The sequence below is a fragment of the Peribacillus faecalis genome (genome assembly GCF_014712675.1).
Lineage (GTDB): Bacteria > Bacillota > Bacilli > Bacillales > DSM-1321 > Bacillus_AD > Bacillus_AD faecalis.
In genome coordinates this window covers 124,432-137,135 of sequence record NZ_JACXSI010000012.1, presented here as the reverse complement: position 1 = coordinate 137,135, position 12,704 = coordinate 124,432, and the positions used below count along the sequence as shown (strand labels likewise).

Genomic DNA, 12,704 nt, shown 5'->3' with positions numbered 1-12,704 from the left:
AACTACTTAAAAAGAGGGATGGTTTTTGAAAAAGGAGAAACTGTGGACGAAGGAATTTGTAACTGTATCCGTCATTAATTTTCTTTTAATTCTGATGTTTTACTTGTTGATGGTTACAATCGCTTCGTATGCAAAGGCGGAGTTTGATGCTTCGACAAGTACGGCAGGGCTTGTTTCTAGCATATTTATCATCGGTGCGCTTTTTGGGCGTTTGGCAGGAGGCCGCATCAGCGGAGAAATTGGAACGAAGAAGACACTTTGGATCGGGTTGATTGCATTTACGGTTACTTCTGTTCTGTATTTTGCTGCGGTCAATGTCGGTCTTTTACTTGTTAATCGTTTGCTGCAAGGAGTAGCAGTAGGTCTTGCCTCGACAGCAACGGGAACGATTATTGCGCAAATTTTACCGCTTGCCCGTAAAGGAGAAGGGATTGGCTATTATAGTTTAAGTTCAGTTTTGGCAACTGCAATCGGTCCGTTCATCGGCATCTTGATGATTAATATCGAAAATGGATTTACATTGATTTTTGCTATGAATGTTGTGCTGGCTTTTATTTGTATCATTTTTTATGCGCTAGTGAAAATTGATGTGCCGAAGCTGCCTGCTCGCAAGAATGAGGATAACAATGGAGGCTTGCTGTCGAAATTTATAGAACCGAAGGCAATGCCGATCTCATTCATCGTACTGCTGTTAGGATTCGCTTATTCAGGAGTTATGTCATTTTTATCGTTTTACGCCGAGGAAATTGACCTTGTTACAGCATCAGGTTACTTTTTCTTAGTGTATGCGATTGCGATTATATTCTCGCGGCCATTCACCGGCAAGCTGATGGATGTGAGAGGAGCGAATGTTGTTACCTATCCGAGTCTTTTGCTGTTTGCTGTCGGAATGGTTTTGTTCAGCCAGGCGACTGCCGGATGGATGCTATTGTTATCAGCTGTGCTGATTGGGCTAGGCTATGGAAACTTCAGTTCAATTGCCCAAACGATTGCTGTTAAAGTGACGGAGCCACATCGTCTTGGACTTGCGACATCAACGTATTTTATTTTACTTGACATTGGATTGGGAGTCGGACCTTTTATTCTTGGGTTTGTTGTTCCACATACAGGATATCGCATAATCTTTATGGCAATGGTTGCTTTAATTGTCTGCTCGGTTCCATTGTATTACTTGCTGCACGGACGAAAAGACCGAGAGTTGCTGAAAGTGCCGGTTTCTAGAGGCACTCAAATGAAATAAAGGGAAGGTGTCACATATGTTTTCTTTTCTAACGACGTTTACGTATACGCATCGGATGTATCACAATCATCTAAATGAATTGCTGTCTAAGTATAATTTTTCATCGACTCAATGGGCATTGCTCCGTTATTTATCAGAGGCAGGTCCGGCGAAGCTGAGCGAGGTCGCTTCTTACTGGCAAGTGGAGCGGCCGACTGTGACACCGATTGTGCAAAAACTTTACGAACGCGGGATTATTTTTGTCGCACCCGGCAAAGACAAACGCCAGAAAGTGATGCATGTATCAGAAGCAGGATTAGAGTTACATAAGGCGATTAAAGCAGAAATGGATGCTTTTCAAGAGGAACTGTTGCAAGGAGTCACCGGCGAAGAACGGGAAGTGACCGAGCAAGTACTGGAAAAAATGCTCGTCAATATGATGAAGCGAAAAGGATAAAGCCCGCGATTTGCGGGCTTTCGTCACACTATAGGAAAGTAGATAATTTGGTAACAGGCTTAGTGCTCCGCTCTTAAGTTCTCCGTGAACGATCTCAAAATTGCTGTGACCGCTCACATATTTCTCGCGGCGACTCTCAAAATTGCCGCGACCGCTCTCAAATTCATCACGAAGGCTCTCAAGTTTGCCGTGACCGCTCTCAAATTCATCGCGAAGGCTCTCAAGTTTGCCATGACCGCTCTCAAATTTCTCGCGAAGACTCCCAAATTGCAAATTTTCTCATCTCTTCACTTTAAAACTTTAAAAATAAGCTCAAATAGCAAGTTTTTTAACGAAAATGAATCGATAATTAAAGGATTTAAGCTCAAAAAAGGGATTTTGATATACCTGCCGTGCTCGGAGCCTACAAGATGTAGGTACAGTCGTCGAAGGCATGCGGACGTGACTACTTTAGCCGATGAGTATTATTTGTCCCAACATATATACCAAAACCATGTTTCTTCGATGGTTCACTTAGTCCTGCCGCACGGCTCATTGTTGCAAATAATCAAGTGTAACGGTCAGCAACACTTTCGCTGCAATTAACATCGCTTGTTCATCAATATCAAATTTGCCGTGATGGTGCGGATAGGTGATGCCTTTTTCTGCGTTGCTAGCTCCGGTGAAGAAGAAAGTGCCTGGCACTTTTTGTAGATAGTAGGCAAAATCTTCACCGCCCATGCTAGGGTCGATATTGATTGTTTGCTCAGGACCGACTACTTTCTTGGCGCTTTTCATAAGCAAGGCTGTTTCATCCGGGTGGTTAATGACAGCCGGATAGCCTTTCGTATAGTTGAAAATATAAGTTGCTCCGGCACTTTCACAAGTGGTAGCGATGATCATCTCCATTTCGGTGATGATTTGATTTTGTACATCGATATCGAATGTGCGAACAGTTCCAGTGATACTGGCGGCACTAGGAATGACGTTGAATGCGGAACCGGCATTGAAGCTTGCTACGGTCAACACAGCCGGTTTCAATGGATTGATGCGGCGGCTGATGATTTGTTGCAGCTGCTGGACAATCGATGTACCGACTGCAATCGGGTCAATTGTTTCGTGCGGACTCGCGCCATGACCGCCTTTCCCAATGATTTCTAGTTCGAAGCGGTCAGCGGCAGCCATGAAAGGACCAGCATTGTATCCGACTGTTCCAATCGGCATTGGCGACCATAGATGCGTACCGAAAATTGCATCAACTCCATTTAAGCAGCCGTCTTCAATCATAGAAATCGCTCCACCCGGCGTAATTTCTTCGGCGAACTGATGAATGAGCACAACCGTTCCTGCCAATTCTTCTCTATGTTCTGCGAGCACTTTTGCGACAAATAATAGGGTGGATGTGTGCGCGTCGTGACCGCATGCATGCATGACGCCATCGACTGTTGATTTATAAGGAACATCTTTCTCGTCCTGAATAGGCAATGCATCAAAGTCAGCACGCAAGGCAACAGTCTTGCCAGGTTTGCCTCCGCGAATGTAACCTACAACACCTCGGCCGCCAACTTCCGTTTTGACTTCTATCCCAAGTTCGCTCAAAAACTGTGCAATTTTCTTCGGCGTGTGAACCTCCTGAAAAGAAAGTTCCGGATGCTGATGGAAGTAGCGCCGTAGCTCAACCATTTCAGGATAAAGCTCTTCAATTCTCGCAAACAATTTTTCCATGATCACCCTTCTTTCTATAATTTTACTTAACTGTATAGCACATTAAACCGATATTCAAGAAGAAGTGCGAAGAGTGACAAAAAAATTTGATGATTCCCACTTTACTTTTTTCTATAATGGTAGTCACATATAATAGCTGGAGGGTACAGACTATGGAGCGATTTGAGAGGGAAAGGAAAACAATCATGGTGATGCTGGATTTATACTGCAAATCCGAGCATGGACGGGAGAAATTGTGCGATGATTGTACAAAATTGAAAAACTATGTTTTTTTCAGATTGACACAATGTCCTTTTCAAGCAGAAAAACCATCATGTCAAAATTGTGTTATTCAATGTTTTAGACCGGATATGAGAGATTTTATGAAGAAGGTAATCCGCAAAACTGGCACGAGATTACTGCTCAAGTATCCAATTTTGGCGGGGATGTTCGTATACGATATGTTTTTTCAGGCGCCTGAGTTGCCGGAAAGAGAGAAGGAATCGGCATTGTAGGAAAGCATTAACAGTATCTATCAATTTGTTGCCTGATTTTACTTGATGGTAAAATATAATTAATAGAATATTTAGTGTATTTCAGGAGGGTAGATACTATGGGCCGTTTAACTGATAAAGTAGCAATTGTGACCGGTGCCGGTGGAGGAATTGGTAGAGAAATTTCTGAGCTGTATGCTAAGGAAGGTGCAAAGGTTGTTGTTGCTGATTTGAATATTGAAGGGGCAAAAGAAACAGTTGCTCACATAAAAGCAAATGGTGGGCAAGCAATCGCCATTAAAACAAATGTGACGGTTGAAGAAGATATCGATGCTATGGTTAATGCAGCAATAGAAACATACGGATCATTGGATATTTTAGTGAATAACGCAGGAATCATTGACAATATGTACTGTGCAGCCAATGTACCTGATGACGTATGGGACCGTGTGCTTGAAATTAATACAAAAAGCGTTATGCGTACGATGAGAAAGGTGTTGCCGATTTTCGAGGAGAAAAAAGCAGGTGTAATTGTCAATATGGCATCGCTTTCTGGAGTGGAGGGAGGAAGAGGAGGACTGGCGTATACAGCTTCAAAATTTGCTGTTGTCGGTATGACGAAAAACGTCGCTTCTCATTATTCTCCACTCGGTATCCGATGCAATGCCATCGCGCCGGGTTCTATTCCGACAAACATCACAGCATCTTTAACTAGTCCTGATAAATTCGGGATGGAAAGAGCGATAGCTGGTACAAACCTAATGACAAGAGCAGGCACTAAGGAGGAAATTGCTAATATTGCATTATTTTTAGCTTCGAGCGAATCATCTTTTGTAAATGGTGTAGTCATTAAAGCTGATGGTGGCTGGTCTGCTTATTAATACAATTTATAATCTGAAGGCGTGCGAATGAGCACGCCTTTTTGTATAGCTCTATTCCAAGGATAAAAGGACCGATACCGGTTTTTCCTATAATCCACTGGCCATTACTCTTACAATCTCATCAATCACATACCCTGATCCTTCTTTGTTTTGCACTAGTACACTAAAGATATATTGCTTCCCACTGCTGCTTTCCAGATAACCGCTTAAAGTGCTGACACCGTCCAGAGATCCTGTTTTTGCGATAACTTTCCCGGCTGTCATCGGATCGTTTAATCTTTTTCTAAGTGTTCCTCCAACCATCTTTTCGGGATTTCCGGAGACAGGTAAGCTCTTGTAAAAGCTGGGGAACCAGTTCTTTTTTTGTACTTTAAATAACAAGTCGCTTAATTCATTGCCGGATACATTATTGGCATGTGACATACCTGAACCATCCTCAAGGTACCAATTATTCATGTGAAGACCAATTGACTTACAGAAGCTTCTCACAGCCTTTAATCCGGTATGTGTGCTTCCATATTGAATTTGAACCTTGCCGATTGTTTTGATTAAAATATCTGCAATCCCATTATTGCTCATCTTCATGTAAGGAATCAGAAGCTGCTCAAGAGGCATGGATTTTTTCATGGCTACTAGCTTTGCTTTTTTCGGAGTTGCTTCTCTAAATAACTTTTCGCCTGTATATTCAATTCCGGCTTCCGATAGGACTGCTGCAAACATGGTTAATGTGTGGGCAGTAGGATTCTGAACAGTGACTACACCTCCGCTTGTCTGATTGACCGGTAAATTCCCGCTAATCATAATACGGTTCGTTTGATAAGGCCGTGCAATGGTAACGGTATTGCTATTACCGGCCGCAACTGTTACGGCTTCGTTTACGATTTCTAAATCTCCTTGATGGGGTATCACTTGAACTGCGGGCGGCTGTCCTATTGTTGAACTGGAAACATCTATAATAACTGTACCGGAATCGTAGTTACTATTTGGGGAGGTTGTCAGGGCGGAAATAGGAGCTGCAAAATAATACGGTTCGTCTTCTGCCCAAATGCCCGGAGTAAGCCGTACATTATCAAACCACTTATCATCTCCGACGAGTCGGCCATCGATTTTGTTTATCCCTTTTGATTTGAGCTCCTGTGCAAATTGTTTTAAATCTTCTATAGATAAGGTGGGATCCCCTTCGCCTTTTAAATAAACATCGCCGGTTAACACACCTTTGTTCAGTGTTCCGTTGGTATAGAGGCCGGTCGTAAAGCGATAATCTTGGCCTAATGCCTCTAATGCCGCAGCTCCGGTAATCAGCTTCATATTAGATGCGGGTTTGATAGGTTTCTCTCCGTTATATTCATAGAGTAATCTCCCGGTAGTCCGGTCTCTGATGGCAATACTAACATCTCCGCCAGCTAACTTCTGCTCCACAATCTGTCTTATTGATTGATTTATTTGTTCAGTTCGAGCGGCCTCAGCTTGTGCTGGCTGGCTAAGTCCGATTACAATCAGCAGCATAGCCATTGCGGCTATCCAGCTTCCCCATTTTTTCTCCATGGATTACTCCCTTCATCAATTGATTTAGATATAATGAAATATATTCATCATTGAGTGAAATTTTCCTTTAGTTAATGGTTAAAAAAGGTAAAATAAAGAAAGGGATATATTTTTAAATATTCAAAAAATATATTGAAAACTAAAAGTATTGATGCTTTAATAAGTATAGGATTTATAAATTTTGGAAGAAGTTATATTTTTTTGAAACTAATCAGAAACATTGTTTGTTATTACAAAACAAAGTGATGTATATTTTTTTGCAAAGATAAAGAAACATAGTTGCGTAATACCAAACAGATAACAAGGGGAGGATTTAGAAATGAGCAATTACGTAAAAACAGGTCAGTTACAAGTAGCAGAGGAGCTGTTCAGCTTCGTTAACAAAGAAGTAATTCCGGGAAGCGGCGTGACAGAAGAGCAGTTTTGGGCAGACTTTGAAGCAATCATTACAGATTTAACCCCAGTTAATAAACAATTGCTTGCAGAGCGTGATGAATTGCAGGCTAAAATAAATGCTTATCATAAAGAAAATGGCGGCAAAATCAAGATTGAAGCATACAAAGCATTTTTGACAAGCATCGGTTATTTGGAAGAAGAAGGAGAAGACTTCCAAATCGGCACTGAAAATGTCGATGAAGAAATCGCTTTGCAGGCTGGTCCGCAACTAGTTGTGCCGGTCAACAATGCACGCTATGCGATTAATGCGGCAAATGCCCGTTGGGGAAGTTTATACGATGCGCTGTACGGCACAAATGCCATCAGTGAAGAAGACGGAGCTGATCGTGCCGGCGGATATAATCCTGTTCGTGGCGGAAAGGTTATTGCGTTCGCAAGAAATTTCTTGAACGAGACAATTGCTTTGCAAGGTGGGTCACATAATGATGCGGTAAGCTACAGCATAGAAGATGGCAAACTGGCTGTCACTTTAAACAACGGAAGCGTTGTCGGTTTAGTGAATCCTGAGAAGCTTGCCGGTTTTCAAGGTACAGAAGAGGAGCCATCTGCGATCCTTTTCAAAAATAACGGCCTACACTTCGAAATTCAAATCGACCGTAATCATCCAATCGGTAAAGATGATGATGCTGGCATAAAAGATATTTTAGTAGAATCAGCAATTACAGCAATTATGGACTGTGAGGATTCAGTAGCGGCTGTTGATGCGGAAGATAAAGTAGAAGTATACCGCAACTGGCTTGGTTTAATGAAAGGTGATTTAGCGGCGACATTCACGAAGGGCAGTAAAGAAGTGACAAGAACGTTAAACCCTGATCGTCAGTACAATGCTGTTAATGGTGGAGAGTTTTCATTAAACGGCCGTGCGTTAATGTTTGTTCGTAATGTTGGTCATTTAATGACGAACAGTGCGATTTTGGATGCTGATGGCAATGAAGTGCAAGAAGGCATCATGGATGGTGTTATTACAAGCTTGATTGCGAAGCATACATTGCTTGGTAATGCGAAGTATAGCAATACGTCAAAAGGCTCGATTTATATTGTTAAGCCGAAAATGCACGGACCGAAAGAAGTAGCGTTTGCGAATACATTGTTCAACCGTATTGAAGATATGCTTGGATTAGAGCGCCATACGCTGAAAATTGGTGTTATGGACGAGGAGCGCCGTACCTCTGTTAACTTGAAGGCATGTATACGCGAAGTAAAAGACCGTGTCGTATTCATCAACACTGGTTTCTTAGATCGTACAGGCGATGAAATTCATACATCAATGGAAGCAGGCGTTATGATCCGTAAAAATGAAATGAAAGCGTCGCAATGGCTGCAAGCTTATGAAAAAGCGAATGTATTCACAGGCTTGGATACAGGCTTCAAAGGCCGCGCGCAAATCGGAAAAGGTATGTGGGCTATGCCAGATTTAATGGCGGAAATGATGGAGCAAAAAATCGGCCATTTGAAAGCGGGAGCGAATACAGCGTGGGTACCGTCTAATACAGCAGCTACGTTACATGCACTTCACTACCATCAATTAAATGTGCCAAGTGTACAAGATGAATTAGCGAAGCAGTCTGCTTCTCAACTTGATGCAATTTTGAACGTTCCATTAGCGGAAAATCCAAATTGGAGCAAGGAAGAAATTCAAGAAGAGCTAGATAATAACGCCCAAAGTATTTTAGGATACGTAGTTCGCTGGGTTGAGCAAGGAATCGGCTGCTCGAAGGTGCCTGATATTTACAATGTTGCATTAATGGAAGACCGAGCAACGTTGCGTATTTCTAGCCAAATTTTAGCGAACTGGTTGCACCACGGTATTTTGACTGAAGAACAAATCGAGGAGTCATTGAAGCGTATGGCGATCCTTGTTGACAAGCAAAATGAGGGTGATGAAGCATACTATCCGATGAGCCCGAACTATGATGATTCGGTTGCTTTCCAAGCAGCTCGCGATCTAGTTTTATTAGGCTATGAGCAACCAAATGGCTACACTGAGCCGATTCTTCACCGTCGCCGCATTGAAGCGAAAGAAAAATTTGCAATTAAACAATAATATAGAAAAACCGTTACCGGTCCTTTTTGGTGAAACGCAACATATATAATTAGGTGCAAATTCAAAATGAGCATCATTATTATTATTCCGCTAATCAAAAAGGAGCCATGCGGCAGATGTAAGACGGGACGGATGGGAAATTCGCCCTTTGATTTCCTAGCCGGCACGGGAAAAGAGGAACATCGGCTAAAGGCGCCACGTCCTGTGGCAACGCCGATGGACCTACATCCTGTAGGCCTCCGAGCATGGCAGATATAAGGTTAGACACCCACCTCCTTCAAAAATATATACTTTTATTTTGCATAAACAGCAGGCTGGCTTGAAAACATTGCTTTTTGAGTCAGCCTTTCTTGTTATAGAGACAATCATAATTTTGAGATGACTGCTAATTATTCAATATTTGCTTCAACCAAAAGGAATCAGTGACGGTTTTTCTATTATAATGATATAATATTTAGAATGGTTAGATTATTTTGGGCGGTGGTGGAATTTGACAAGAGAGAATATGGTGAAATCTGTCAGCAGGGCGCTTGATATCATTACGATGCTGAGCCTGAAGAAGGGCGGTCTTGGTGTGACGGAAATAGCCAATAATATTGATATAAATAAAAGTTCTGTGTATCGTATATTATCAACGCTTGTGCAGTATGGGTATGTGGAGCAAGATGAGGAAACGGGTCGATATAAGCTTGGTTACAAGTTTCTCGAAATTAGCTCAAAACTTCTCGAGTCGATTGATTTGCGCGGTGAGGCACGACCATTTTTGCAGGAGCTAGAGAGTGAAACGAATGAAGTAATTCACCTTGTCGTGTATGACCAAGGTGAAGTTGTCTATATTGAGAAGCTTGAAGGCAATGAGACGCTCCGTATGCATTCGAAGGTCGGAAAGCGCGCTCCAATGCACTGTACATCAGTCGGCAAGGCAATCCTTGCGCAATTGCCGGACAATGTGATCGAAGGCATTATTGAGCGAAAAGGGATGCCGGTACATACAGTTCACACGATTACGGATAAAGAAGTGCTTATGAAGGAGATAGAGCAAGTTCGTGAACGCGGCTATGCGCTCGATTTAGAGGAGAATGAACTCGGTATCACATGTATTGCGGTTCCAATCTTTGACCATACAGGCAATGTCGTTTCGGCTGTCAGTATATCGGGGCCGACAATCCGGATGACAGAGGAGCGGCTGGAGCAGCTTCATAAGCGAATGATTACGATTGGGAAACAAATTTCCGAGCGGTTAGGGTATAGTCAATAGCAGAAGAAAAGCGTATTCGAAGTCGAGTACGCTTTTCTCTTTGGAACGTTATTGAATATTAATGGTCAGTTCTTTCAACGGAGCTTTCTCTTTTAGCCTGAACCATTCTTCTACTGCTTCGATGGAAGACTCCTCGATGTCGGCTGTGACAATCTCAATCGTATCGTCATCTTGCCATTTGGATTCTTTAATCGGTCGGTCCTGATATTGCTCGAATCCGGCAGGTTGAGTCAGCGACAAAGTTTGTAAATCTATTAATGCTAATCTGTCTTGATATAAATCGAAACCTGAATTCGTAACTAAATTTGCTCGAATCTTGATCATTGCTTTCTTTCCGTCAGGAGAAATCAGCATTGAGTCAGAGGATTTTCCATAGCCAATTAATGTTGATTGAGTTTGTCCTTGTGTTTCTTTTATAAATAGTAACGTGCAAATGTCGTCTACGCAGTTGAATTCCAATATGCCATATTCAGCAGAACTACCTTTCACAGCAAAAGGGAGATAGATGAACGAGATGTTTTGAATATTTTCACTGATGCGATTTAAGATAATTTGTAGTGTCGGGTGTTCATCTAAGTTAACAGTCTGATTTTCATTTGTTTTAGCATTCAATGCAGTGATGGTTTCCGGTAGATTGGCATACTTTTTTGGATTAATTGATGACTCTACTGATTGAAGCTCGCTTACTATGTCCGAGTCGTCGCTAAAGGAAGTGACTTTTTTTACTATCCCTTCATTCGGTACATAGTAGACGTGTTTTTCACCGCTTTCTAGAGGCTCTGATACTTTTATAGCATTGTCAAAAGACCCGATTGGTGTCTCAATTTTTTCAAGATAGGAAACGGTTTTACCATCAAATGTCTCGTCGTCTTTAACAGTTGTTTTTAACATAACAGAGAGGACAGGCAACTGATCTAAAGCAGCTAGTTCAAAGTGAGCAGGGTATTGTTCGTAATTACCTTGATAAACAAGCTGGATCTCATCTTCTGTTATTCGGTAAATCTCTTGTGTAGATGTGCCTTCATAGGCGATGATGTGCAGTACGTAATTGTCAGCGAGCCATGTTGTTTCAATAGTATAATTAGAAGAATCACCGTAATTACCGACAAAGTGAGCGATGTCTCCGGTTTTTCTGAAATAACTTTTCAGTGCTTGTTGGTTAACGTTAGCTACGGAAACAAGCTCGCTTACGACTTCATCACCGTCATTAAAGGTGTAGACAGTTTTAACAATTCCTTCATTCGGCACATAATAAACATGATTGACGCCGTCTTCCATTTGCTCTGATGTTTTAATGGCATTATTGAATATTCCAATTGGCGTTTCGACCATTTCAGGGAAGGAAACTGTTTTTTTATCAAAAGTATCTCCGACTTCAAGTGGTGATTTTAACAGAACCGAGAGAACAGGCAATTGTTCTAGTTCATCTTCTTTGAAGTCAGCAGGTTCAACAACTTCTTGATTGTAGACGAACTGGACTTCCTTGTCTGTTATCCGGAAAATTCTTTGGACAATAGCACCGTCATTTTCAATGACATGTTGCACATAATTGTCGGAAAGCCATGTTGTTTTCACGGAATAAGTCGCTATGTCGCTGCTGACGCCCTCATAATAAGCAATCTCTCCTGATTTTCGGAAGTAGCTTTTCAAGTCATCTTTGACAATTATAGACTCTTCAGCAGGGTCGTCTGATGTGGTTTCTTGGAAGAAATCTAAAGGATTCATAAGGAAGAATAATATGATTAAAGCAGTGAAGGAGCCTAAAGTCACATAGTATGGAATACTGGATGGAGCTTTTCTTTTATGGTGACTTTGCAGCTTTTCTTTGTTAATTTTGGTTATGAGATTGTTGGCCTTCTCTTTTGTATTGCCCATTTTTTCATCAAGCTGCCGTTTAATTTCATTCATTCCGAAAGCACCTCCCATTCCGTACTTGGCAGTTGGTTTTTCAAAACTTGACGAGCACGTCTCAATCTTGTTTTTACGGTATTGTCTGAAAGCGAAAGCAGCTGTGCTACTTCCAGCACTGGCAGTTCATTGTAATAGTAGTGGATAATCACCTCGCGCAAATGCAATGGCAGTTTCAGGACAGCGTTGGCGATATCGAGACGCTCAGTTTGCTCTAATAATGCTTCACGGTCTTTCTTCGCTTGAAAAAATTGATTGGTAAGAACATTTTTGCGGTAACGCCAGCTTTTTAAATAGTCTTTGCATTTATTGATTGTCATCCGAACGAGATATGTTTTTAAAGATGATTTCGCTTCGAATTGTTCGAACTTCTCATAGTAGGTTAAAAATACATCCTGCACAATGTCTTCTGCCGCTTGCCAATCTTTCACATACAAGTAGGCAATGCGCAACAAATACTCTGTTTGACCTGCGACAATTTCATCAAAAATTCGCTCATCTGAATAGTTCAACAAGTGCCCTCCTTTCTGCCTCCATCCATTAGACGAGGAATAAGTACCCTACGTTTTATGTTGTGTGAAATTTCTGTAAGATTATTATCTCATAAATAAACAGGCAGAGAAATTTGATTCTCTGCCTGTTCGCTGTCTAACCTTATACCTGCCATGCTCGGGCCTAAGCCATCCCACCCAAGAAACCAAAACCGGGTTTCTCGGTCGGTTCGTCTTAGTCCTGCCGCATGGCTCCTTTTTCATTGAA

10 protein-coding genes are annotated in these 12,704 nt (G+C 41.8%); 6 read left to right on the top strand and 4 right to left on the bottom strand.

The genetic code is table 11. The features are described 5' to 3' along the window. The first annotated feature begins 25 nt into the window (after positions 1–25). Positions 26–1,240, top strand: a complete 1,215-nt coding sequence (locus IEO70_RS06400; protein ID WP_190997532.1) for an MFS transporter — start codon at positions 26–28, stop codon at positions 1,238–1,240. A 16-nt stretch (positions 1,241–1,256) separates the two neighbouring features. Continuing rightward, complete coding sequence (locus IEO70_RS06395) at positions 1,257–1,676, top strand: MarR family winged helix-turn-helix transcriptional regulator (protein ID WP_235973509.1); 420 nt, start codon at positions 1,257–1,259, stop codon at positions 1,674–1,676. A gap of 531 nt (positions 1,677–2,207) precedes the next feature. Here IEO70_RS06395 and IEO70_RS06390 read toward each other — a convergent pair. Beyond that, on the bottom strand, positions 2,208–3,380 hold the full coding sequence (locus IEO70_RS06390) for a M20 family metallopeptidase (protein WP_190997531.1): 1,173 nt from the start codon (positions 3,378–3,380) through the stop codon (positions 2,208–2,210). A gap of 89 nt (positions 3,381–3,469) precedes the next feature. On the opposite strand from IEO70_RS06390, the gene IEO70_RS06385 reads away from it, so the two are divergent. Together IEO70_RS06385 and IEO70_RS06380 are read left to right on the top strand one after the other, a co-directional pair. After that, entirely contained in the window at positions 3,470–3,874 is a 405-nt protein-coding gene (locus IEO70_RS06385; RefSeq protein ID WP_328820884.1) for a nitrous oxide-stimulated promoter family protein, read from the top strand. A 98-nt stretch (positions 3,875–3,972) separates the two neighbouring features. Beyond that, positions 3,973–4,734 carry a glucose 1-dehydrogenase gene (locus tag IEO70_RS06380; protein WP_190997529.1) on the top strand — a complete coding sequence of 254 codons (762 nt, stop codon included), beginning with the start codon at positions 3,973–3,975 and terminating at the stop codon, positions 4,732–4,734. 87 nt (positions 4,735–4,821) lie between these two features. On the opposite strand, the gene dacB is transcribed toward IEO70_RS06380, so the two are convergent. Next, positions 4,822–6,279: a D-alanyl-D-alanine carboxypeptidase/D-alanyl-D-alanine endopeptidase gene (gene dacB, locus IEO70_RS06375; protein ID WP_190997528.1), complete on the bottom strand. Its 1,458-nt coding sequence runs from the start codon at positions 6,277–6,279 to the stop codon at positions 4,822–4,824. Between the two features lie 319 nt (positions 6,280–6,598). On the opposite strand from dacB, the gene IEO70_RS06370 reads away from it, so the two are divergent. Then, positions 6,599–8,779: a malate synthase G gene (locus tag IEO70_RS06370; protein ID WP_190997527.1), complete on the top strand. Its 2,181-nt coding sequence runs from the start codon at positions 6,599–6,601 to the stop codon at positions 8,777–8,779. A 490-nt stretch (positions 8,780–9,269) separates the two neighbouring features. Beyond that, a complete protein-coding gene (locus IEO70_RS06365) occupies positions 9,270–10,037 on the top strand; it encodes an IclR family transcriptional regulator (RefSeq protein ID WP_190997526.1) in 768 nt (255 codons plus the stop codon). A gap of 48 nt (positions 10,038–10,085) precedes the next feature. Here the strand turns inward: IEO70_RS06365 and IEO70_RS06360 are convergent, their stop codons facing one another. Next, entirely contained in the window at positions 10,086–11,945 is a 1,860-nt protein-coding gene (locus tag IEO70_RS06360; protein WP_190997525.1) for a hypothetical protein, read from the bottom strand. After that, complete coding sequence (locus IEO70_RS06355) at positions 11,942–12,457, bottom strand: sigma-70 family RNA polymerase sigma factor (RefSeq protein ID WP_206711511.1); 516 nt, start codon at positions 12,455–12,457, stop codon at positions 11,942–11,944. Before IEO70_RS06355 ends, IEO70_RS06360 begins: the two co-directional genes overlap by 4 nt. Between the last annotated feature and the right edge of the window lie 247 nt (positions 12,458–12,704).

Excerpts from the sequence above, each read along its gene's own strand:
- IEO70_RS06395 (WP_235973509.1), top strand. The coding sequence starts at position 1,257 with ATGTTTTCTTTTCTAACGACGTTTACGTATACGCATCGGATGTATCAC.
- IEO70_RS06390 (WP_190997531.1), bottom strand. The coding sequence starts at position 3,380 with ATGGAAAAATTGTTTGCGAGAATTGAAGAGCTTTATCCTGAAATGGTT.
- IEO70_RS06385 (WP_328820884.1), top strand. The coding sequence starts at position 3,470 with ATGATTCCCACTTTACTTTTTTCTATAATGGTAGTCACATATAATAGC.
- IEO70_RS06380 (WP_190997529.1), top strand. The coding sequence starts at position 3,973 with ATGGGCCGTTTAACTGATAAAGTAGCAATTGTGACCGGTGCCGGTGGA.
- dacB (WP_190997528.1), bottom strand. The coding sequence starts at position 6,279 with ATGGAGAAAAAATGGGGAAGCTGGATAGCCGCAATGGCTATGCTGCTG.
- IEO70_RS06370 (WP_190997527.1), top strand. The coding sequence starts at position 6,599 with ATGAGCAATTACGTAAAAACAGGTCAGTTACAAGTAGCAGAGGAGCTG.
- IEO70_RS06360 (WP_190997525.1), bottom strand. The coding sequence starts at position 11,945 with ATGAATGAAATTAAACGGCAGCTTGATGAAAAAATGGGCAATACAAAA.